The following is a 20,515-nucleotide window of genomic DNA, read 5'->3' as shown; positions in this document are numbered from 1 at the left end:
AGATGCTCACGCCCTGATGTTGCGACGCATCAGAACAGGTCCAGCGCACCGCCGCGGACATCGAAGATGATGTACGCAATCGCGATCGCCCATCCGCAAAGGCAAAAGGCCCACAACAACGTCCACTGCGTACCGCGTCGCATGATCGATCGCCTGCCTGTCCCGGCAGGTGTCAGGTGAACCCGTTTTGCTGAACCACGGCTGAGCAGATGCTAGACCCGCCGCCACGTCACGTTGGTTATGTCCACGACCGCGTCACAACCACGCCACGCAGGCGTGCAAGCTGGATCGAAGCACATGACGTTAAAGGGAAGCCGATTGTCTATGCGCCTGTCTGCTTAACAGCTCGCAGCGCCGAAGTGACGGCTTTCCCAGACGATGAAGGGATTACCGCGCGGCCGAGCGATTACTCACCGGCGTGTACGATTTGATCCCGCGCAGCCGCAGCTTGCGTGCCTTATTCTTACGCGACCATATCAGGCCCGCAATGCTTCCGACGATCGCGATCGCGGCGATCAGGCCGTAAGCGAAGATTAATCTAGCTTCCAACTCCAAACTCCCGGTTCAAAGCGGGACCGTCGTAGGAAGAATATTCGCTGGCTGCAATGATCGGATGCGAGATATACTGCTTGAGCCATAGGCGAATGGTCTAGGAACGCTCCCAGACTGCCCGGCACATCAGTAACCTGCGTCCAGATCGGCTACATTCTTGAGCCTGTCGCCGGAGCGATAAGCAGCGAGATTATCGATGAACAGGGCGGCCGCGCGCTGGAACATTTTGGTTTGGCTGCGTCCCGACAGGTGCATGGTGATCATGCAATTCGGTGCGCGCCATAGCGGATGATCCGCCGGCAGCGGCTCGGGACTGGTCGGGTCGAGGAACGCGCCGCCGATCCGTCGCTCGCTCAGCGCCGACAGCAACGCGTGGTCGTCGATCATGTCGCCGCGCGCAATATTGATCAGCCACGCACCCCGCTTCATCGCGGCGAGCTCGTCGGCGCCGATCATGGCCTTTGTCTCGTCGGTCGATGGGGCGGCGAGGACAACCCAGTCAAATTCACCGAGGCGGTTTCGCCACGTGTCAGGTGTCAGGGTTCCGTCGCGACCGGAACGGGTGACGCCCGTCACCTCCACCCCGAACGCCGCTAGCCGCTCCGCAATCAGGCGACCGATCGCACCCATGCCGACGATCAGCGCGCGTGTCTCGGCGAGTTCCACCTTGCCCGGCGCATCCTTCGGCCACTCGCACCGATCCTTTGCGCGCACGACCTCGTCGAAGCGCTTGGCTGCAACCAGCACGCCCATGACGGCATATTCGGCCACTGCGATCGCGTTTATGCCGTTACCGTTGGTGACGGTCACGCCGCGCTCGCGCAGCAGATCGAGTGGAAATGCGTCAAGACCGGCGTAGATCGTCGACACCCACTTGAGCGCATCGCCCGATGCGCGGATCGCGTCGGCGACGTGCTCGGTCGGCTGCATGTCGACCCAGGCGATCTCCGCGTCGGCGATCATCGCCTTCGCCTCGTCGGGCGATGTAAACCACGCGGCCTCGATGTCGGCAGGAAGATGCGACTCTAGCAGCGGACGCGCGATGGCAGGGAGAACGGCCTTCATAGCTTCACCTTCCAATCCCAACCGAGCGGGTCACCATCCATCACCTCGACGCCGACCGCCGCAAGTTCATCCCGGATCGCGTCGGAGCGAGGGAAGTCCTTCGCCGCGCGCGCTTCGCGACGCTCAGCCAGTCGTGCCTCAACCTCGTTGGCAGTGATCGTGGCGGCGACGGGACGCACCCGCAGTGCCTCACGCGTCAGTTTCGTAAGGCCGAGCCCCAGCACCGCGTCGAAGTCGGCGAGCGCGGCGAGGCGATCGGATGGCGCCACTTTCTTGTCGGCGAGCATCGCGTCTAGCACCGGCAACGCACGCACGGTGTTGAGGTCGTCCGACACCGCGGCATCTAGTTGCTCAAGGTAAGCGGTCGTGGTCGCGCCGGGCTTGGGCGGACGGTCGCGTAGCGCGCCGACGGCGTGAACCAGCCGCTTCAATCGCACCTGCGCCGCGGCAAGATTGTCCCAGGAGAATTCCAGTTCGGATCGATAATGCGCCTGCAGGCACATCAGGCGATAGGCTAGTGGGTGAAAGCCGCGCGACACCAGCAGGTCGAGCGTCAGTGTCTCGCCTGAGGATTTGCTCATCTTCCCCGTACGATCGACCAGGAAGTTGTTGTGCATCCAGAAGGTCGCGCCGGTATCTGTACAGCCGCAATGCGCCTGGTTCTGCGCGATTTCGTTCGGGTGGTGGATCTCGCGGTGATCGATGCCACCTGTGTGAATGTCGAACGATGGCCCGAGGTATTTCGCCGCCATGACCGAACATTCGAGATGCCATCCCGGCGCACCGCGACCCCAAGGCGAGTCCCACTCCATCTGCCGCGTCTCGCCGGCGGGCGTGGTGCGCCAGATCGCGAAATCCTGCGGATGGCGCTTGCCTGCGACCGCGTCGATCCGTCCGGCGGCGGCATCGTCTGCCGCGCCCGCCAGCGCGCCGTAATCGGGGACGGTGGTCACGTCGAAGTAGAGCCCGTCATCGAGCCGGTAGCAGTGCTTCGCCTCGATCGCTTTGCCCCAAGCGATCATTTCCGCGACGTGATCGGTCGCGAGTGGAAAGCGGCTCGGCTCGCGAATGTTTAGGTCGGCAAGATTGCGCTTGAACGCCGCGGTATAGTGTCGCGAAATCTCCCAGATGTCGCGCCCGCTCGCGCGTGCCGCGGCCTCCATCTTGTCGTCGCCTACGTCCGCGTCCGAGGTTAGATGCCCCACATCGGTGATGTTGATGACGTGCGTCAGCGGATAGCCTTTCCACGTCAGCACGCGCGAGAGCGTATCGGTAAAGACGTAGGCGCGAAGATTGCCGATATGCGCGTAATGGTAGACGGTCGGCCCGCACGAATAGACCCGCACGTTGCCGGGATCGATCGGCACGAACCGCTCGCTGGCGCGGGTAAGGCTGTTGTAGAGGGTGAGGGTGGGGCCGGTCATGCGACCTCTTAAACGCAGGCACGCGCATGCGCCAAGCCGCTCGCTCTCGTTCATGCGCGTCGAAAGCACGCGCGCTTGAATGCGCCACGTGGCACAAGCGACTTCATGAAGATAGCACTCGTCCAGACGACTACCGGCATCGATCCCGATGCCAACGCCGCCGCGCTCGTCGCCGCGATCGAGGAAGCGCGCAGGGCAGGCGCCGCCATGCTGTTCACGCCCGAGATGTCGGGCCTGCTCGACCGCGACCGCGCCCGTGCTGCCAGCGTGATCCATTCTGAGGAAGACGACCCGGTTCTCGCGGCGGTCAGGCAAGCGGCGCGATCCGCCGGCATCTGGGTTCACCTCGGCTCGCTAGCGCTGCGACGAGCCGACGGCATGCTCGCCAACCGTGCCTTCGTCATCGATGCGACCGGCGGCATCAGGGCGCGCTACGACAAGATGCATCTGTTCGACGTCGATCTGCCCACGGGTGAGTCGTGGCGTGAGTCCGCTGCATACGCGGCCGGAGAGCAGGCGGTGGTGGTGGGTAGCCCGGTCGGACCGCTGGGCGTGACGATCTGTTACGATATACGTTTCCCCGACCTGTTTCGCGCCTTGAGCGACGCCGGCGCGCGCGTGCTGTCGGTCCCGGCCGCCTTCACGCGCCCGACCGGGGCGGCACACTGGCACGTGCTGCTCCGCGCCCGCGCGATCGAGGCCGGCGCGTTCGTGATCGCCGCGGCACAGACAGGCATGCATCAGGATGGACGCGAAACCTTTGGGCACTCGCTGGTGGTCGATCCGTGGGGTGAGGTACTGCTCGACATGGGCGATCAGCCGGGCATCGGCTACGTCGATCTCGATCTTGCCTCAGTCGATCGCGTTCAGGCGCGCGTTCCGGCACTGCGCCATCGCCGTGCGATCAGCGAGGTGTTACGCATCGAGTGAACGTGCGTGCTTAGCGCCTTGCGGAGCCGCTACCTAGCTGATAGACGCGGCGCGTTCGGCGCAGGCCTGCCTGCCGCCGCTGTAGCCGTTTTCCCGGAGTTCATTGGTTTTATGCAGATCATCGTTCGCGACAACAACGTCGACCAGGCCCTTCGCGCGCTCAAGAAGAAGCTGCAGCGTGAGGGTGTGTACCGCGAGATGAAGCTGCGCCGTCACTACGAAAAGCCGTCGGAGAAGCGCGCGCGCGAGCGTGCGGCCGCAGTCCGTCGCGCACGCAAGCTGGAGCGCAAGCGCGCCGAGCGCGACGGCGCACGGTAATCGTCAGGGGCGCGCCTCGCGCAAAGGCGTGGGGGTGCGGCCTTTTTACCTTTATGGGTGATGGCGGTCCGGTCAGGATCGCGCCAAATGCAGGTGCTCTGATCCATGTCGACCGTCACCGCCGTGCCGATTGCTCCCGTCAAGCGCGCCTATGTGCTGTGGCTGTGGCTCGGGCTTGTCTTCGCGCTGGTTGCTGGAGTGGCGCTCGCGCAGGCGGGCTCGACCGGTATCCAGACCACAGCTTCGGGGCTTCGCTACAAGGTGCTGAGGCAAGGCAGCGGACTGAACCCGACCGATGCTGACGTGGCGCTGGTCCGCTACGAAGGTCGGCTGATGAACGGCACTGTCTTCGACAAGGCCGATCAGCCGACAGCACTGCCGGTCGCGCGCATGATCCCCGGCTTCACCGAAGGGCTGAAGCTGATGAGCAAGGGCGCGAAGTACCGCTTCTGGATCAAGCCCGAGTTAGCCTACGGTGCCGAGGACAAGGGGCCGATCCCGGCGAATTCGACGCTGCAGTTTGACGTCGAACTGGTCGACTTCATGTCGGAGCAACAAATCCGCGCCATGCAGCAGATGATGATGCAGCAGCAGGGCGGCGTGCCTGGTGGCGCGGCAGCGGGCAGCACCGTTCCGGGAGGCGAGCCGCAGGGCCGCTGATCACGCTTCGATCATGCGAATGTATGAGGCGGGTTCGACATGGTCGAGCCCGCCTTTTTCGTGCCTGTCAGGCCACTACTTTTTAGCCTCGGTGCCGCGCGCGTGCATGTCAACGCATTCGCCGCACCGGCCCAAGCGGCGGCTTGATGCCGGGCGCGTACAGGTCAACGCTTCTTATCCGAGCGTCTGTCGTACCTTCGTGGCTGGGTACTGCCGGCGTGCAGGTCAGCCCTCCGCGCTGATCAAGTCCTCTGCCACAGTCGCAACTGGACGCCGCGCGCGTTCCGGTCAGCAAGCCATCCGTTATAGTTGGTGCAGCGCTGTCCGCGAACGTCTACTTACCGAGAGCCAACGTGCGCTGGGTGAAGCTAGCGCGCCGCGACGAGTATCGGTGATCGTCAGACAAAAAAATAGCGGCCCGAAGGCCGCTATTTCTTTCAGCTTTTGGCTGAACTTAGTTGCTGTCGGGGCGGTCATCGCCGTCGGTTGCGACAACCACGATGCCTGCGACAACGGCAGCAGCCGCGATGATAGCGATGATTACGCCGCCACCAGCGAGCTCGTTCTTCTTCGCCGACGGCGCAGCGGCGCGCGACACCGACAGGCTGCTCGCCGGGTTTACCGGAGCGGCCATCGCCGGAGCAACCGAAACCGACGCCGCAGCGGCGGCGAGCATGTACTTAGCAAGACGCATGTGAAACTCCCTTTGCTTCCCGCTGGCCGATATAGCGCCGATCCGGCAAAATCAACCCCTGCGACAGGGCTTGTGACGTTTCGCAACTGGCAATGGTGAAAACAGACTAGGCGGTCGCCTGCAGGATCCAGTGATCCTCGCCCTCAAGCCCAAGCGCAGTCAGCGGCCCGCCGGCATAAGCTCCCGTATCTATCCCGATTCGCCCGGCTTTTCGTTCCACCTCGGGTGCAATCGTGTGACCGTGCACGATCATCTTCTCGTGCCGGCCGGCATGGTCGAGAAACGTGCTGCGGATCCAGCGCAGGTCGGACACCTTTTGCTCCGACAAAGCGACGCCGGGTCGGACGCCGGCGTGCACGAACGCATAGTCGCCGATCGCGATCACATCCTCGAACGACTGGAGAAAGGCGGTGTGTGCAGGCGGTACGATCCGCTGAAGCTCCCCGGCGAGCTCGACATAATCGAGCCGCTCATACTCGGGACCGCTCAGGCCGTAGCTCATGATCGTCTCGCGCCCGCCGATGCGACAGAACATGCGCAAGGCCTGTTCGTCGCCTTGCAGTGCATGAAGAAAGACCTCTTCATGGTTTCCGGCGATGAAGCGCGTGGCAGGCGCACGCTCACGCAACGCGATCAGCTCATCGATGACCTCGGCCGATCCCGGACCGCGATCGACCAGATCACCGAGGAGGATGATCGTCGTCTCGGCGTTGCCGCGCCCGGCATCGTCGGCGGCGATCATCGTCAGCAATTGCCGCAGCTGGACCACGCAGCCGTGCACGTCGCCGATCGCGTACACGCGTTGGCCTGCGGGAATCATCGGGGGCGGAGCAGCGGACGCACGGCCGCCGCGAAAGAATTTACGCAGCATAGACGAAGGTCAGCCGGTTAACGGGAGTCATCGCAGCCGGCAAGCCCGGCGATCAGGACGTATCGCGTTGGATGATATGGCGTTTGCCCGGTCTCGCGACGACCGTTAGAGCGCCACGGCAATACATCGAAACGGGGATACGCATGACGATCAAGAGGGTCCGCAAGGCGGTGTTCCCAGTGGCGGGGCTGGGAACGCGCTTCCTGCCGGCGACCAAGGCGATGCCGAAGGAGATGCTAACGGTCGTCGACAAGCCGCTGATCCAGTATGCGGTCGAGGAAGCGCTGGAGGCGGGGATCGAGCAGATCATCTTCGTCACCGGTCGCGGCAAGGCCGCTCTCGAGGATCACTTCGACATCTCCTACGAGCTCGAGACGACGATGCGCGAGCGTGGCAAGAGCCTGTCGTCAATCGAGAGCATACGCCAGCAGCCCGGCTCACCCGTCTACGTGCGCCAGCAGGAGCCGCTGGGTCTCGGCCACGCCGTGTGGTGCGCGCGCGAGATCGTCGGCGACGAACCCTTTGCGGTGCTGCTGCCTGACGAGTTGATGGTCGGCAGCCCCAACTTCACGGCGCAGATGGTCAATGCGTACAATCAGGTCGGTGGGAACGTTATCGGCGCGCTCGAGGTCACCGACGAGGAAACGAGCAAGTACGGCATCATATCGCCGGGCAAGGTCGACGGTCGGCTGACCGAAGTCACCGCACTGGTCGAGAAGCCCGCTGAAGGCACCTCGCCCTCGAACCTGATGATCCCCGGCCGCTATATTTTGCAGCCCGAGGTCATGCGCATCCTTGATGCAAAAGAGACAGGTGCGGGCGGCGAGATCCAGCTGACCGATGCAATGGCGCAGCTGATCGGCCGGCAACCGTTCCACGGCTTCACCTTCGACGGCGAGCGCTACGACTGTGGCGGCAAGGAAGGTTTCATCCAGGCCAATCTCGCGCTGGCGCTCGCGCGTGAGGATATCGGGCCGGCAGTGCGCAAATTCGCGAGTGAGTTGCTCGGCTGATGCGTCAGGCGGCGCGCACGCCCGCGCCGCCACACGCACGGCATCCAGGGTCCTTAGGCAGGCGAAGGGTTCGAAAGCGTAGCGCGAGCAGATCGACCAACAGCAACGTGCCCGCGCTATCGTCACCGAATGGTGCGACCGCTCGAATCGCCTCCAGCGCGGCCATGCTGCCGAGTATGCCGGTCACGGGACCGAGCACGCCTTCTTCGGCACAGGTCAGCCCCTCCCGCGCCGGATCGTCGCCAACGAAGCAGCGATAGCACGGCTTGTTTGCCTCCCAGCCGCGGAACACTGCGACCTGACCCTCGAACCGGCTGACCGCAGCGGAGACGAGCGGAACACGCCGCGCCAGCGCCGCATCCGCCACGGCGAGCCTGGTCGCGAAGTTATCGCTCCCGTCGATCACGACATCGGCACCGTCGAGCAGCCCGTCGGCGTTGCTAGCATCGATCCGCTCGACCGCAGCATGCGCCTCGACGTGAGGATTGATCCGCCCGATCGCCTCTACCGCGCGCGCAGCCTTGGCCTGACCGCGCTCGTCGCCCGAGAACAGGGTCTGGCGATGAAGGTTCGACGTATCGATCCGGTCGTCGTCGATGACGGTGATGCGGCCGAAGCCAGCCCCGGCGAGATATTGCAGTGCAGGCGAACCGATGCCCCCCGCGCCGACCACGGCAACGTGCGCGCGCTTCAGCCGAAGCTGACCGGGGCCACCGACTTCGGGAAGGACGACATGGCGCGCGTAGCGGGCGACTTCGTCCGTGGAGAGCGTCACCGCCATGTGAAGGCGATCGTCATCCGGTGCCAGCCGACCATCTCGGGCGGCTCGATCTGGCCGCGAAGGCTGCGCAACGCGACGCCGGAGGCATATTGCTCCACGGTGGGGCAATTGATCGCGCGTGGGACGATGCGACGCACACGCCCCGACTCGGCGACATAAACCGCCAGATCAATCGACAGCGTGCCTGGCTGCGGCGCTGCGCAGCGTCCCGCGCGAACTTCGTCGCGCACGTAGTCGGATACGAGTTCCGCCGCCTCGGCGGTCGGCGCACGCAAGGGCGGCAGCGTCCTCCAGTCAGCCGGCGGGCTGTTGATCGTCGCGGCGACCTGTAGGAAGAGCGCGAACAGCATCAGCGCCCGGTCGAGCCAAACCCGCCGGCGCCGCGCGCAGTATCGTCGAGTGTCTCTGCCAAGGCCAGCTCGGCGCGCAGAACGGGGGCGGGCACGAGTTGCGCGATCCGGTCCCCGCGGCGCACGGCAAACGACTCCTGACCGAGGTTGGCGAGAATCACCTTCACCTCTCCGCGATAATCGCTGTCGATCGTGCCGGGCGTGTTCAGGCACGTGACGCCGTGTTTCAGGGCAAGGCCGGAGCGTGGACGCACCTGGACCTCATAACCCGTTGGGATCGCGAGTGCAAAACCCGTCGCGACCGCGGCCCGTGTTCCCGGTTCGAGCACGATGTCCTCCGCCGCGACAACATCCATGCCGGCCGCCCCATTCGTCGCGTAGGCGGGTAAAGGCAGATCATCACCGTTTGGCAGGCGCTGCACCGCGATGCGGATCGGCTCAGAGGGCATCGGCAATCCTTCGTGCGAGCCGTTGCGCCACATCGCGCTTCGGCAGTCTGGTCCAGCTCTCCACACCGTCCGCAGTCACCAGATGAACGGTGTTGGCGTCACCACCCATGACATCGCCAGACACGTCGTTGGCGACGATCCAGTCGGCATTCTTGCGCAGACGCTTGGCGGTGGCATGCTCGACCACGCGCTCGGTTTCGGCCGCAAAGCCGATCAGTAATCCGGGACGACGATCGCTTTGCCCGAGCGCGGCAAGAATGTCGGGGTTCTCCACCAGCGTCAGTGCCGGCTGTGCCTCGCCTTTCTTGATTTTCTGTCCCGCAGCGGCGTCGACGCGCCAGTCGGCGACAGCGGCGACCATCACGGCGGCATCGGCGGGAAGCGCGTGATCGACCGCGAGCGCCATCTCGCGCGCCGTTTCCACGTCGATGCGCGTCACGCCCGCTGGCGTCGGGAGCGTTACCGGTCCGGCGACCAGTCGCACGCCGGCGCCGAGCGCCGCCAAGGCTCCGGCAATTGCAAAACCCTGTTTTCCCGAGGATCGATTGGCAATGTAGCGGACCGGATCGATCGGCTCGTGCGTCGGCCCCGCAGTGACGATCACGCGCTTGCCGGCGAGCGGTCGGTCAAATGAGGGGGCCAACGCAGCCTCGATGGCTGCGACAATGGCTTCCGGCTCGGGCAGGCGGCCCGCACCCCATTCGCCGCACGCCATCGCACCCTCATCGGGTTCCATGACGTCAATACCGTCGGCGCGGAGCTGCGCGACGTTGCGCTGCGTGGCGGCATGGTGCCACATGCGCACGTTCATCGTCGGCGCGGCGAGCACGGGCTTGTCGGTGGCGAGCAGCAGCGTCGTCGCCAGATCGTTGGCGATCCCGCCCGCCATACGCGCGAGCAGATCGGCAGAGGCGGGCGCGACCACGACCAGGTCTGCCTCGCGGCTGAGCTGGATATGGCCCATCTCCGTCTCATCCTTTAGGTCCCACAGGGTTGTGTAGACCTTGTCCTCGGAGAGAGCGGCCAGCGTCATCGGCGTGACGAAATGTCCGGCCGCGTCTGTCATCACACAGCGAACCGAATGGCCGCGCTTGCGCAGGCCGCGCACGATCTCGCACGCCTTGTAGGCCGCGATGCCGCCACCGACGATCAGCAATATCCGGCTCACGTGCCTAACCTACCTCGCTCGTGCTCAACGCGCCACGCGCGTCACCGTAATGCGGCGCCGGCTCGATGCCTGACGGATCAGCGACGCGATCGCATCTACCGCAAACATCAGCCCGAGGGGAAGCAGCACGATGGTGAGGGTAGCTGCCGATTGCATGCCTGGCAGAAGTGCTAGCAGTACCCCAATTGCAGTCGTGACTGCGACACGTGTAGCGAGTGGGTCTCGCACCGAAAACCAACCGAGCACAGCCAACATCCAGCTTGCCGCGCTCAGCCACGCCGGCATGCCGGGCAGGAACGCTGCGGCCGCGAGGTCGATCGGGGGTGACGGTGCGCCGATACCGACGCTCGCTATGGCCAGGTTCGACAACGCGGCGCGGTGCGCGATCCACGTCGCCAAGCCGAGCACCGCCGCGAGCAGCCAACCGCCCGCCTCGCTAGCTTCACCCTCGTGCATCGCGGCCGCTGCCATGACCATGACGAATGGCAGCGCGGCAGGATCGATCGTCGTCGCCGCGGCACCGAGCGCTACCGCCTCTACCCAGCGGTCGCGACGCCGTAGCAGCAGCGACCAGGCAACCAGAAGCGCGGTCCAGCCTGCGTGCGGCTCGACGATGGTCAGAAGCGCTCCCACGCTGCTCCCACCAAGTAACAGCAATCCGGCGGTCAGACGTGCAGGCAGATGCGTGAAGAGCTCGCCGAGTCGGTTCCACCCGACCAGCAGAAGCGACGCGAGCACCGCGCAGAGCAGGATCGTCAGCGTGAGCACGCCGACGCTGCTCTCGACGACCGCCAGAGTCGGCAGCGGCACCAGCCGTCCCGCAAACGCGCCAGCAGGCACGATCCCGGCGATCAGTCCGTAGAAGCCGCTCCCGTCGCGCATCGCCGACACCATCGCGACATGGTCTTGATCACCGAGCGTGAGCGCAGGTCCGGCCAGCAGCGCGGCTCCGACGATCAGGAAGGCGACCGCGGCCAGCGCGATCCGCGCGGTCGTGCGGCGCAGCTCGGCCATGCGGCTCACTGGCAGCGAGCCGCGGCGATGGTCAGTCGCTACCACGCCGTGCCGATGAGCATCGCGCCGACCGCGACTGCCGCGCTTGCCACGGCAACCACGACGTAGCGCCAGCCCGCGCCGATCCGCACCACCTCGATCTGGCGCAGCGGCGGGGCAGGCGGCGCGCCGCCTGGGGCCGGGTAGCGCGCCTCGATCCGGCGGACGAGCTCGGGAAGTCGCGCCAGCGTGCGTACATCGGCGACGATGCGGTCGGCGATCGCGGCCTCTGGACCCAGTTCGTTGCGGATCCAATTTTCGACGAAGGGACCTGCCGTTTCCCACAGGTTGATGTCGGGGTCGAGGCTGGTCGCGACACCCTCGACCATCACCATCGTCTTTTGCAGCAGCAGCAGGTGCGGCTGCGTGATCATGTCGAAGTCGCGCGTGATTGAGAAGAGCGAGTCGAGCATCATGCCGATCGACATCTCTTTGACCGGCAGCCCACGCATCGGCTCGCCGACCGCGCGCAACGCGGTTGCGAATTCACCGACATCGTGGTGCGCGGGCACGTAGCCTGCCTCGAAATGGATCTCGGCGACGCGCCGGTAATTGCCGGTAATCAGCCCGTAGAGGATCTCCGCCAGCCAGACGCGCGCGCGCCGGTCTATCCGCCCCATGATGCCGAAATCGATCGCGACGACGCGATTGCCCGGCACCGCGAACAGATTGCCCTGGTGCATGTCGGCATGGAAGAAGCCATCGGCGATCGCCTGCCGAAGAAAGGCGTGGATCAGCACGCGCGCCAGTTCGCGCAGGTCGTATCCCGCCGCGATCAGCGCCGCGCGGTTCGACAGCTTGATGCCGTCGATCCACTCGCTGGTCAGTACCTTCCCCGTCGTGCGCTGCCAGTCGATTGCGGGAACGAGGAAGCCGGGTTCGGCCGACATGTTCTCGGCGAGCTCGGACGACGACGCCGCCTCGCGCCTGAGATCAAGCTCGCGCGCGGTCCAGCGCTTGAACGTCTCGATGACGAGCCGCGGTTGCAGCCGCGCGAGCTCGCCGCCCATCGGCTCGATCTGCGCCGCCGCCCATTCGTAGGTGTCGATCGCGCGCGCGAAATCTTCCTCGACGTTGGGGCGCAGCACCTTGACCGCGACGCGCCGCCCGTCGGTCGTGGTTGCGCGATGCACCTGCGCGATCGACGCGGCGCCGACTGGGACCTCTTCGATCTCGGCGAACAGCTCGTCCAGTGGTCTGCCGAAGCTCGCCTTCAGCTGCGTACACACTACCGAGAAGGGGATCGGCGGCACCGCATCCTGCAACCGCAGCAGGCCGGTTGCGGCATCCTCGCCGACGATGTCGGGGCGCGTCGCGAGCGTCTGCCCCAACTTGATCGCCGCCGGCCCCAGCGCCTCGAACGCGTCGGCGTAGCGCGGCTGTTCGGGCACACGGGCACCAAACCGGGCGAGGCGGAGCAGGCGGCGCAACCGTGCGGGCGTGTTGGGGTCACGCTCGATCCCGCGCAGCGCGCCGTGGCGCGCCAGTGTGCGGCCCCAGCTGAGCAGTCGCCAGGTGTGAACGATGGCGGAGGTCAAATCTTCCAGCCGCTGTGGATCGCGACCAGCCCGCCCAGCATCGGCTCGACCTGCGTGCGTACGAAGCCCGCCTCGCCGATCATCCGTTCGAACGACGGCATGTCGGGAAAGCGGCGGATCGACTCGATCAGGTAGCGATAGCTGTCGGGATCGTTCGCCAGCAGCTTGCCCAGTTGCGGCACGACCTTGTGCGAGTAAGCGTCATAAACCTCGCCGAAGCCCGGCCACGTCGTGGTCGAGAATTCGAGGCAGAAGAAACGGCCGCCGCGGCGAAGCACACGGTGTGCCTCGCGCAGCGCCTTCGGAATGTCGGTCACGTTCCTGATGCCGAACGCGATCGTGTACGCGTCGAAGAACTTGTCCGGGAACGTCAGCGTCTCGGCATTCGCCTCGGTCCAGACCAGCCCGGTCAGTCCGCGCTCCTGCGCGCGCTTCATGCCGACGCCGAGCATTTCCGGGTTGATGTCGGCAACCGTGATCGCCGCCCCAGACGGCGCCATGCGGAACGCGATGTCGCCGGTGCCCCCCGCCATATCGAGGATCTGCTCGCCGTGGCGCGGCTTCACCCGGCGTACGAAGCGGTCCTTCCACAACCGGTGCATGCCGCCCGACATCGCATCGTTCATCAGGTCGTATCGGCTCGCCACGTTGGAGAACACGCCGCGCACGCGCTGCGTCTTCTCGGTCGGGGACACGTCTTCGTACCCGAAGGAGACGGTTTCTTGCTCGCTCAACGTTTCATCCGTTCGTCGTCGGTGCCAGCGGGCGTGGCGCGGATGCGCACGCTGTGCGGGGCAGATGACGCCGCTCTAGCCAAGCCTTGCCGGTCGGGCAAACGCAACCTAGCTCGCTGGGCGTGCCAGAGCTTCCCGAAGTCGAGACCACGGTGCGGGGACTGCGCCCCGTGCTGCAGGATCAGGTGATCACCACGGTCGAGGCGCGCCGCGCCAACCTGCGCCGCGCCTTTCCCGATGACCTGCGACAGCGGTTGACCGGTGCGCGCGTCGTCTCGCTTGGCCGTCGCGCCAAGTACGGGCTGATCGGCACAGACCGCGGCGACACGATGGTCTTTCATCTCGGCATGTCGGGACGTTGGCGCGTCGATCCCGAGGAGTTGCAGACCCACGACCATCTGGTGATCGAGACGGGGCAGGGCAGGCGGCTGGCGCTCAACGATGCGCGACGCTTCGGTTCGGTTGATCTGGTCGCGACCGACGCGCTGACGGCGTTCCCGGCCTTTCAACTGCTCGGGCCGGAGCCGCTCGACCCCTCGTTCAACGCGCATTATCTCCGCGCCGCACTCACGGGCAAGCGGACCTCGATCAAGCTCGTGCTGCTCGACCAACGTATCGTGGCGGGCCTTGGCAATATCTACGTGTGCGAAGCACTGTACGACGCCCGGATCGATCCGCATCGCGCCGCAGGAGAGATCGGCGTCGCGCATCTGGTCCGGCTGATCGATGCGATTCGCCTGGTGCTCAATGCGGCGATCATCGCGGGCGGTTCGACCTTGCGCGATTATGCGCGACCCGACGGCGAGCTCGGCTACTTTTCCAAACAGTTCGCCGTCTACGGTCGTGAAGGCGAACCGTGCGGGTGCGGTGGTACGGTCGCGCGCTACGCAGAGGGTGGTCGGTCGACCTTCTGGTGCCCGGCCTGTCAGGCGGGACAGCCGCGGCCAAGTCGTCGCAAGAGTTGACGCTACCACGGCGGATCGCTATGCGCGGCACCTTCACGAGGGTGGCGGGCCGTTCCCGCGCCCTTTGTCAACGTTTCAGCAGATCAGAGGACCTACATGGCGAACACGCCGCAAGCCAAGAAGCGCATCCGCCGCAACGAGCGCCGGGCCGAAGTGAACGGTGCCCGCGTCAGCCGCATCCGCACCTTCGTGAAGAAGGTTGAGGCAGCGCTTGCGGCCGGTGACAAGGCTGCGGCGACCACGGCACTCGCGGCGGTGCAGCCTGAGCTCGCGCGTGGCGTCGCGAAGGGCGTGCTTCACAAGAACACCGCGTCGCGCAAGTTCTCGCGCCTGACGAAGCGTTTGACCGCGCTCGCCTGAAGCGCGTTTTAAGCGATTGTTAAAGGCTCGTCGGGGTGACCCGACGGGCCTTTTTTCATGCCTGTTGCTGATCAAATGGAACATTCCGTGATCGGAAAGGCCGCCATTTCGTCGCGGATTTGAAAAGCTAGGGAAGTCCGCGATTCGTGTTGGGCGCACTCACGCACGCAGCTAGAAAATCGCGTTCAAACAGTAGCTTATTAGATTTTCGACGCGTTTCAGCGCCGAATTCCGTGTCAATCCGCTTTATTTCGTTTTTGTGTCCGCGCGCGGACTTGATCGACTCACGCCCTTGTTCCTAATCCTGTTGCTCCAAGCCGGCGTTCGCTCGGTTGGGGCAAACGGATCAGCTTGGCGACCCGACGTGGTGGGGACCGCGTTTGGGCAGTTCTGACCTTTGAAGACTGGGCGCTGCGGACACTCGTTCGCGGCAACGGGAGAGTTGTGCGTGCTTCACGGCGGTGATCAGACGGGGTTGAGCGACACGGGCCGGGCATGGGCCCGCGTCCGCGCCAACCTGCGCCTGTCCGCCGGTGCACGCTTGTTCGATCAATGGCTCGCCCCGATGTCGCTGGTCGAGCCGTGTGACGGCGAGGATGTGCGTCTGGCGCTGCCCTCCGCGTTCATGACCGACTGGGTCCGCAATCACTATGCCGAGCGGCTGGTACACGAATTCCGCGCGCTGCTGCCGCGAGTGCGCAGCGTCGCGATCGAGACGCGCCGCGCGACAACGACACCCGAGGTGATGACGATTGCGGTGCCTGCGCCCGCGCCTGCGCAGCACGCGGCGGCGGCGGCGGCGGCAGCCCCGCTGCTTGATTTCGCCACCGCGCCCGTCACCCCCGCACCGCGCACAGCCTCGGAGCCGGTCCTCCACATCGAGCGGCCGCAGCTCGACCCGCGTTACACGTTCGAGCGCTTCGTTGCCGATCCGTCCAACCGCGTCGCGCTGAACGCCGCGCGCGCCCTCGCCGAGCCGGGTCCGGTCCGGTTCAGCCCGCTCTTCATCCATGGCGGCACCGGGCAGGGCAAATCGCACCTGATGCACGCGATCGGACACGCCTTTCTCGAAGCCCGCCCCGATGCACGTGTGCTGTGCATGTCGGCCGAGCGCTTCATGTTCGATTTCGTCGCTGCGATGCGCGCGCGCGACACCCACGCCTTCAAGTCTCGCCTGCGCGGCTGCGACCTGCTGCTGATCGACGATCTTCAATTCATCGCCGGCAAGGATGCGACGCAGGAGGAATTCTTCCACACGATCAACGAGATCATGGCTGCGGGCAAGCGGCTGGTGATTTCCGCTGATCGCGCGCCACAGGCACTCGACGGGGTCGAGTCGCGCATCCTCGGGCGGATGAGCGCGGGGCTGGTCGCCGACGTGAAGGGATCGACGCTTGAGTTGCGCCGCGCCGTGCTGGCGCAGCGCCTGGCCGAGCTACCCGACGCGATCGTGCCCGAAGAGGTCGTGGACATGATCGCGTGCCGGATCGCTTCCTCGATTCGCGAAGTCGAGGGTGCGCTCAACCGTGTCGTCGCTTATGCCTCGCTCACCGGCGAGGTGATCGATCTCGGCTTCGCGCAGAGCGTGCTCGGCGACACGTTGCGCGGCGTTCAGCGACGGGTAACGATTGATGAGATCCAGAAGCTCGTATCCGAGCATTTCGAGATCAAGCAGATCGACCTGCTCTCCGCCCGCCGCGCGCGCGCCGTTGCTCGGCCGCGACAGATCGCGATGTACCTCGCCAAGCGGATGACGACGCGCTCGCTGCCCGAGATTGGCCGCAAGTTCGGCGGACGCGATCACAGCACGGTAATCCACGCGGTCCGCCGGATCGAGGAATTGCGCGACACCGACCGCGACGTCGACGGTGCGGTGCGCACGCTGATCCACCAGCTCGAGGCCTGACGCGCTCAGGCGGCGCGGGCGAGCGATACTTCTTCGACGTCCTGCTCGGGCGAGGCGACTGCGGCAACGTTCGAGGCAGGCGTCGGGCGCGTCTTGGCATCGGGCGCAGCGACGCGGCTGATCACCACGATCGCACTTAACACTACATAAGCAGCGAGCGCTGCTTCCATGTTCACCATCAGTCCCGCCCCGATCGCGAGGCGCAGCCACAGCGGATTGAAGCCGAAATCGGCGGCAAGCGCGGCGCAGACGCCGAAGATGCTGTCGCGTCCGGGCTTTACGCTAGTCGAGTTCGCCTGATCGGTCATGGTCTTCGCTCCGCATCATGGGAGGCCGCAGCCTCGATGCGGATTGCTGAGCACCAATCGTGCCAAGTCGCTAAGTCATTGACTCACCGGTAATGACAGGCGTTTGCGGAATTTGATGTGGTGCGATGCGCCAATATCTGGCGTGTGGACACGCTCAGATGAGCAGCCCCATCGCCTCCTGTGCCCGCCAAAGCAGCGGTGCGGCCAGGTCCCGCGCACGCTCCGCCCCGCGCTCGAGGATCGCGTCGATCGCGCCCTGATCAGCGAGAAGCCGCGTCATTTCGTCGCGGATCGGTCCGAGCTTCGCCACCGCCAGGTCGGCAAGCGCGGGCTTGAACTGGCCGAACCCCTTGCCGGCATAATCCGCCACGACCTCGGCCGTCGTGCGGTCTGCCAGTGCGGCGAAGATCGTGATGAGGTTGCGCGCCTCGGGTCGACCCTCCAGCTCCTCCCACGTTTCGGGCAACAGGTCGGGGTCGGTCTTCGCGCGGCGGAACTTGTCCGCGATTAACTCGTCCGAGTCGATCAGTTTGACGACGGATTGCTCCGACGGGTTCGACTTCGACATCTTGGCGCCCGCGTCGCGCAGGCTCATGATCCGGGGCGCAGCCTGACTCACCAGCGGAGCTGGCAGGGTGAAGAGTTCGGTCTGGTAATCGACATTGAACTTCGTCGCGATGTCGCGCGCGAGCTCGAGGTGCTGCTTCTGATCCTCGCCCACCGGAACGTGCGTCGCATTGTAGAGCAGCACGTCGGCGGCCATCAGCACGGGATAGTCGTACAGCCCGACGCTCGCGCCTTCACGGTTTTTCCCCGCCTTGTCCTTGAACTGTGTCATGCGGTTCAGCCAGCCGACGCGCGCGACGTTGTTCAGCAGCCACGACAGCTCGCTGTGCTGCGGCACCCGCGCCTGATTGAACAGGATCGAACGTTCGGGATCGATCCCGGCGGCGACCAAGGTCGCGGTCATCTCGATCGTGTTGGCGCGCAGGTCCGCGGGCGCGATCCACTCGGTCAGGCCGTGAAGGTCGGCGATGAAATACATCGTCTCGCCGCCCTGCGACAGGATCTGATCCTGCATCGCGACCCACTGCTTCACCGCGCCAAGGTAGTTGCCGAGGTGGAGGTTGCCGGTCGGCTTGATGCCGGAAACAACGCGCATATTCGTCATCGGGAGGAGGCTCTGCGGCGAAGGAGGGAGCGAAGATCGGCGACGCGGAACGCGCCGGTCGCGAAGCAGGCGAGCGCGTAGACGAGGACGCCCGCGCCGACCAGCACCGCTAAAGCTAGTCCACGCGTCAGCAGGCTTCCCGTCAGATAGGGATCGATCCGCCGCGTGACGAGCAGCAGCGTCGCACCCATCAGCGCGGCGGCGATCGCCAGGCGCGGAGCCTTCCGCCGCACCTGCGCGTCAAGCGTGAAGTGACCGCGTCGCGCCAGCGTGACGTAGAGCGAGGTGACGTTGACGGTCGACGCGATCGCAGTGGCGAGCGGCGGTCCGACCTGCCCGATGTCGTAGCGGCCCAGCACCGGGATCAGGATCAGATTGCCGACCAGATTGATCGCGACCGACCATAGCGCCAGCCGCACCGGCGTCTTCGTATCCGCGCGCGCGTAGAAGCCGGGGGTCAGCACCTTGACCAGCACGTAGCTCGGCAGGCCGATCGAGAAGGCCGACAGCGCCAGCGCCGCGCGCGCCGTGTCGGCGGCGTCGAAGGCGCCGTGCTGGAACAGCCCGCGCACGATCGGCTCGGCCGCGAAGACGAAGGCGGCGGTGGCGGGGAGGGTGAGGAACAGCGCGAGTTCGAGGCCGCGGTTCTGCGTCTCCAGCGCCTCGGCCTCACGCCCCTCACTGAGCAGACGCGATACGACCGGGAGCAGGATGGTGCCGAGGCCGATCCCGATCATGCCAAGCGGCAACTGGTTCAACCGGTCGGCATAATAGATTGCCGAAATCGACCCTGCCGACAGCAACCCGCCTGCCAGCGCGGTGGAAATAGCGAGGTTGATCTGCGCCGCACCTGCACCAGCGGCGGCGGGCACGATCAGCTTCATCAGCTGCTTCACGTCGTCGTCGAGCTTCGGGAAGCGCAGCCGCAGCGACACGCCAGCGCGCCGGCACGCCCACATCAACCAAAGAAGCTGCAGCGCGCCGCCCGCGGTGACCGAGATCGCCTGTGCGCGCGCGGTCTCGTACGCATTGTCGCCGTGAAAGAACAGCAGCCCGGCGATCATCGCGACATTGAGCAGGATCGGCGCCGCGGCGTTGACCCAGAACTTGTTGAGCGAGTTGAGGATGCCGCCCAGCAGCGACACCAGCGAGATCAGCATCAGATACGGGATGGTGAAGCGCGACAGCGTCACCGCGAACGCGAATTGCGCCGAGGTCGGGTGCTGCCGCTCGAACCCACCCGACAGCCCCCAGGTGATCGGGTAAGCGGCGATCAGCATGATCGCGGTGAACGCGACCAGCACCGGGAAGAGCACTGCCAGCGCGCGCTCGGCGAAGTCGACACCGGCCGCGGTACCGCCGCCGTCCGCCACCTTGCGGTTGAACAGCGGAATGAACGCGGCGGAAAAGGCACCTTCCGCGAACAGCGCGCGAAACATGTTGGGCAGGCGGAACGCGACGAAGAAGGCGTCCGACGCGAAGCTCGCGCCGACATAGGTCGCCTGCAACGTGTCGCGCACCAGCGCCAGCACGCGGCTGGCAAGCGTCAGCCCGCCGACCGAGCCGAGGGCACGGGCCAGGTTCATCGCCTACGTCGCTCCCGGCCCGTCAGGAATCAGGCGTGGCCGACCTGACCGTCGCCGAACTGGATGCCTTGCTGCTGCGCCTGCTGCAGGAACAGCGCGTTGAAGTCGATCGGCTCGAGCACCAGTGGCGGGAAGCCGCCGTCACGGATCGCATCCGACACGACGCGGCGCGCGAACGGGAACAGGAGGCGCGGCCCTTCGCCCAGCAGGAACGGCTGAACATGCTCGGCCGGGATGTTGCGCAACCCGAACAGGCCGGCGTAGCTAAGTTCCGTGATGAAGGCGGTCTGCCCGTTCGAGGTCGCCTTGACCTCGATCTTCAGCACGACCTCGTGCACTTCCTCGCCGACCTGGTTCGCACCGATATCGAACTGGACGTTGATCTCGGGCGGGGTCTCGTTCTGGTAGATCGCGGGCGCATTCGGGTTCTCGAACGACAGGTCCTTCACGTACTGCGAGATGAGCCCGGCGGTGGGCGTCTGGTCGGCGCCGTTCTCGAACGGGTTGCCGTCCTGCGTTACGCCGTTGTCCTGCTCGTCCATGATCCTGATCCTTGCGAGAAAAGAGCGCCGTCGCGCCGAATGCCGCGCGCCTGGCCCAGTTGCGGCGCGATTAGCAG

General features: G+C 65.6%; 22 protein-coding genes. 7 read left to right on the top strand and 15 right to left on the bottom strand.

What is annotated here, in order from left to right; translation table 11 throughout:
- Positions 1–678 precede the first annotated feature (678 nt).
- Both QZ847_RS01615 and cysS read right to left on the bottom strand, forming a co-directional pair.
- Positions 679–1,617: a D-2-hydroxyacid dehydrogenase gene (locus QZ847_RS01615; RefSeq protein ID WP_294352481.1), complete on the bottom strand. Its 939-nt coding sequence runs from the start codon at positions 1,615–1,617 to the stop codon at positions 679–681.
- Entirely contained in the window at positions 1,614–3,041 is a 1,428-nt protein-coding gene (cysS, locus tag QZ847_RS01610) for a cysteine--tRNA ligase (RefSeq protein ID WP_294352479.1), read from the bottom strand. The genes QZ847_RS01615 and cysS overlap by 4 nt, the downstream gene beginning before the upstream one ends.
- Before the next feature lie 105 nt (positions 3,042–3,146).
- On the opposite strand from cysS, the gene QZ847_RS01605 reads away from it, so the two are divergent.
- The 3 genes from QZ847_RS01605 (at position 3,147) to QZ847_RS01595 (ending at position 4,949) form a co-directional block, all read left to right on the top strand.
- Positions 3,147–3,971, top strand: a complete 825-nt coding sequence (locus QZ847_RS01605; protein WP_294352477.1) for a carbon-nitrogen hydrolase family protein — start codon at positions 3,147–3,149, stop codon at positions 3,969–3,971.
- A 111-nt stretch (positions 3,972–4,082) separates the two neighbouring features.
- A complete protein-coding gene (rpsU, locus tag QZ847_RS01600) occupies positions 4,083–4,289 on the top strand; it encodes a 30S ribosomal protein S21 (RefSeq protein WP_007404630.1) in 207 nt (68 codons plus the stop codon).
- Between the two features lie 105 nt (positions 4,290–4,394).
- Complete coding sequence (locus QZ847_RS01595) at positions 4,395–4,949, top strand: FKBP-type peptidyl-prolyl cis-trans isomerase (RefSeq protein ID WP_294352475.1); 555 nt, start codon at positions 4,395–4,397, stop codon at positions 4,947–4,949.
- A gap of 454 nt (positions 4,950–5,403) precedes the next feature.
- Here the strand turns inward: QZ847_RS01595 and QZ847_RS01590 are convergent, their stop codons facing one another.
- Together QZ847_RS01590 and QZ847_RS01585 are read right to left on the bottom strand one after the other, a co-directional pair.
- Positions 5,404–5,643: a hypothetical protein gene (locus tag QZ847_RS01590; protein WP_294189913.1), complete on the bottom strand. Its 240-nt coding sequence runs from the start codon at positions 5,641–5,643 to the stop codon at positions 5,404–5,406.
- Between the two features lie 106 nt (positions 5,644–5,749).
- Positions 5,750–6,442: a metallophosphoesterase family protein gene (locus QZ847_RS01585; RefSeq protein ID WP_294352473.1), complete on the bottom strand. Its 693-nt coding sequence runs from the start codon at positions 6,440–6,442 to the stop codon at positions 5,750–5,752.
- A 215-nt stretch (positions 6,443–6,657) separates the two neighbouring features.
- Between QZ847_RS01585 and galU the strand changes: the two genes are divergently transcribed.
- On the top strand, positions 6,658–7,527 hold the full coding sequence (galU, locus tag QZ847_RS01580; protein WP_294352471.1) for a UTP--glucose-1-phosphate uridylyltransferase GalU: 870 nt from the start codon (positions 6,658–6,660) through the stop codon (positions 7,525–7,527).
- 4 nt (positions 7,528–7,531) lie between these two features.
- On the opposite strand, the gene QZ847_RS01575 is transcribed toward galU, so the two are convergent.
- From QZ847_RS01575 to QZ847_RS01545, 7 genes are read right to left on the bottom strand one after another with little or no spacing between them, the layout of a single operon-like run.
- Positions 7,532–8,302, bottom strand: a complete 771-nt coding sequence (locus QZ847_RS01575) for a HesA/MoeB/ThiF family protein (protein WP_294352539.1) — start codon at positions 8,300–8,302, stop codon at positions 7,532–7,534.
- Positions 8,299–8,658 carry a hypothetical protein gene (locus QZ847_RS01570; protein WP_294352470.1) on the bottom strand — a complete coding sequence of 120 codons (360 nt, stop codon included), beginning with the start codon at positions 8,656–8,658 and terminating at the stop codon, positions 8,299–8,301. The genes QZ847_RS01575 and QZ847_RS01570 overlap by 4 nt, the downstream gene beginning before the upstream one ends.
- Complete coding sequence (gene dut, locus QZ847_RS01565; RefSeq protein WP_294352468.1) at positions 8,658–9,107, bottom strand: dUTP diphosphatase; 450 nt, start codon at positions 9,105–9,107, stop codon at positions 8,658–8,660. The genes QZ847_RS01570 and dut overlap by 1 nt, the downstream gene beginning before the upstream one ends.
- Positions 9,097–10,275, bottom strand: a complete 1,179-nt coding sequence (gene coaBC / locus QZ847_RS01560; RefSeq protein ID WP_294352466.1) for a bifunctional phosphopantothenoylcysteine decarboxylase/phosphopantothenate--cysteine ligase CoaBC — start codon at positions 10,273–10,275, stop codon at positions 9,097–9,099. The genes dut and coaBC overlap by 11 nt, the downstream gene beginning before the upstream one ends.
- Positions 10,276–10,299: 24 nt before the next feature.
- The gene (locus QZ847_RS01555; RefSeq protein WP_294352464.1) at positions 10,300–11,289 is read right to left on the bottom strand and encodes a hypothetical protein; all 990 of its coding nucleotides are present in this window, start codon (positions 11,287–11,289) and stop codon (positions 10,300–10,302) included.
- A gap of 38 nt (positions 11,290–11,327) precedes the next feature.
- The gene (gene ubiB, locus QZ847_RS01550) at positions 11,328–12,866 is read right to left on the bottom strand and encodes a 2-polyprenylphenol 6-hydroxylase (RefSeq protein WP_294352462.1); all 1,539 of its coding nucleotides are present in this window, start codon (positions 12,864–12,866) and stop codon (positions 11,328–11,330) included.
- The gene (locus QZ847_RS01545; RefSeq protein ID WP_294352460.1) at positions 12,863–13,600 is read right to left on the bottom strand and encodes a class I SAM-dependent methyltransferase; all 738 of its coding nucleotides are present in this window, start codon (positions 13,598–13,600) and stop codon (positions 12,863–12,865) included. Before QZ847_RS01545 ends, ubiB begins: the two co-directional genes overlap by 4 nt.
- Before the next feature lie 122 nt (positions 13,601–13,722).
- Between QZ847_RS01545 and mutM the strand changes: the two genes are divergently transcribed.
- The 3 genes from mutM (at position 13,723) to dnaA (ending at position 16,831) form a co-directional block, all read left to right on the top strand.
- Entirely contained in the window at positions 13,723–14,565 is an 843-nt protein-coding gene (mutM, locus tag QZ847_RS01540) for a bifunctional DNA-formamidopyrimidine glycosylase/DNA-(apurinic or apyrimidinic site) lyase (protein WP_294352458.1), read from the top strand.
- Positions 14,566–14,661: 96 nt separating this feature from the next.
- A complete protein-coding gene (rpsT, locus tag QZ847_RS01535) occupies positions 14,662–14,925 on the top strand; it encodes a 30S ribosomal protein S20 (RefSeq protein ID WP_093002412.1) in 264 nt (87 codons plus the stop codon).
- Positions 14,926–15,367: 442 nt separating this feature from the next.
- Entirely contained in the window at positions 15,368–16,831 is a 1,464-nt protein-coding gene (dnaA, locus tag QZ847_RS01530) for a chromosomal replication initiator protein DnaA (protein WP_294352537.1), read from the top strand.
- A gap of 5 nt (positions 16,832–16,836) precedes the next feature.
- On the opposite strand, the gene QZ847_RS01525 is transcribed toward dnaA, so the two are convergent.
- From QZ847_RS01525 to secB, 4 genes are all read right to left on the bottom strand, one after another.
- Positions 16,837–17,139, bottom strand: coding sequence for a PspC domain-containing protein (locus QZ847_RS01525; RefSeq protein ID WP_294352455.1), 303 nt, complete (start codon positions 17,137–17,139; stop codon positions 16,837–16,839).
- Positions 17,140–17,293: 154 nt separating this feature from the next.
- On the bottom strand, positions 17,294–18,301 hold the full coding sequence (gene trpS / locus QZ847_RS01520) for a tryptophan--tRNA ligase (protein ID WP_294352535.1): 1,008 nt from the start codon (positions 18,299–18,301) through the stop codon (positions 17,294–17,296).
- Between the two features lie 5 nt (positions 18,302–18,306).
- Positions 18,307–19,896 carry a murein biosynthesis integral membrane protein MurJ gene (gene murJ / locus QZ847_RS01515; protein WP_294352453.1) on the bottom strand — a complete coding sequence of 530 codons (1,590 nt, stop codon included), beginning with the start codon at positions 19,894–19,896 and terminating at the stop codon, positions 18,307–18,309.
- Positions 19,897–19,925: 29 nt separating this feature from the next.
- Positions 19,926–20,438 carry a protein-export chaperone SecB gene (gene secB / locus QZ847_RS01510; protein ID WP_294352451.1) on the bottom strand — a complete coding sequence of 171 codons (513 nt, stop codon included), beginning with the start codon at positions 20,436–20,438 and terminating at the stop codon, positions 19,926–19,928.
- Positions 20,439–20,515: the final 77 nt, after the last annotated feature.

Origin of the sequence: uncultured Sphingomonas sp. (assembly GCF_913778135.1) — a bacterium.
Classification (GTDB): domain Bacteria; phylum Pseudomonadota; class Alphaproteobacteria; order Sphingomonadales; family Sphingomonadaceae; genus Sphingomonas.
This window is presented reverse-complemented; position numbering and strand designations above follow the sequence as displayed.

Coding starts and splice junctions, on each gene's coding strand:
- cysS (WP_294352479.1), bottom strand. CDS start 3,041: ATGACCGGCCCCACCCTCACCCTCTACAACAGCCTTACCCGCGCCAGC.
- dut (WP_294352468.1), bottom strand. CDS start 9,107: ATGCCCTCTGAGCCGATCCGCATCGCGGTGCAGCGCCTGCCAAACGGT.
- rpsT (WP_093002412.1), top strand. CDS start 14,662: ATGGCGAACACGCCGCAAGCCAAGAAGCGCATCCGCCGCAACGAGCGC.
- trpS (WP_294352535.1), bottom strand. CDS start 18,301: ATGCGCGTTGTTTCCGGCATCAAGCCGACCGGCAACCTCCACCTCGGC.
- QZ847_RS01595 (WP_294352475.1), top strand. CDS start 4,395: ATGTCGACCGTCACCGCCGTGCCGATTGCTCCCGTCAAGCGCGCCTAT.
- QZ847_RS01525 (WP_294352455.1), bottom strand. CDS start 17,139: ATGACCGATCAGGCGAACTCGACTAGCGTAAAGCCCGGACGCGACAGC.
- QZ847_RS01555 (WP_294352464.1), bottom strand. CDS start 11,289: ATGGCCGAGCTGCGCCGCACGACCGCGCGGATCGCGCTGGCCGCGGTC.
- QZ847_RS01570 (WP_294352470.1), bottom strand. CDS start 8,658: ATGCTGTTCGCGCTCTTCCTACAGGTCGCCGCGACGATCAACAGCCCG.
- murJ (WP_294352453.1), bottom strand. CDS start 19,896: ATGAACCTGGCCCGTGCCCTCGGCTCGGTCGGCGGGCTGACGCTTGCC.
- QZ847_RS01590 (WP_294189913.1), bottom strand. CDS start 5,643: ATGCGTCTTGCTAAGTACATGCTCGCCGCCGCTGCGGCGTCGGTTTCG.
- secB (WP_294352451.1), bottom strand. CDS start 20,438: ATGGACGAGCAGGACAACGGCGTAACGCAGGACGGCAACCCGTTCGAG.
- QZ847_RS01615 (WP_294352481.1), bottom strand. CDS start 1,617: ATGAAGGCCGTTCTCCCTGCCATCGCGCGTCCGCTGCTAGAGTCGCAT.
- QZ847_RS01605 (WP_294352477.1), top strand. CDS start 3,147: ATGAAGATAGCACTCGTCCAGACGACTACCGGCATCGATCCCGATGCC.
- rpsU (WP_007404630.1), top strand. CDS start 4,083: ATGCAGATCATCGTTCGCGACAACAACGTCGACCAGGCCCTTCGCGCG.
- galU (WP_294352471.1), top strand. CDS start 6,658: ATGACGATCAAGAGGGTCCGCAAGGCGGTGTTCCCAGTGGCGGGGCTG.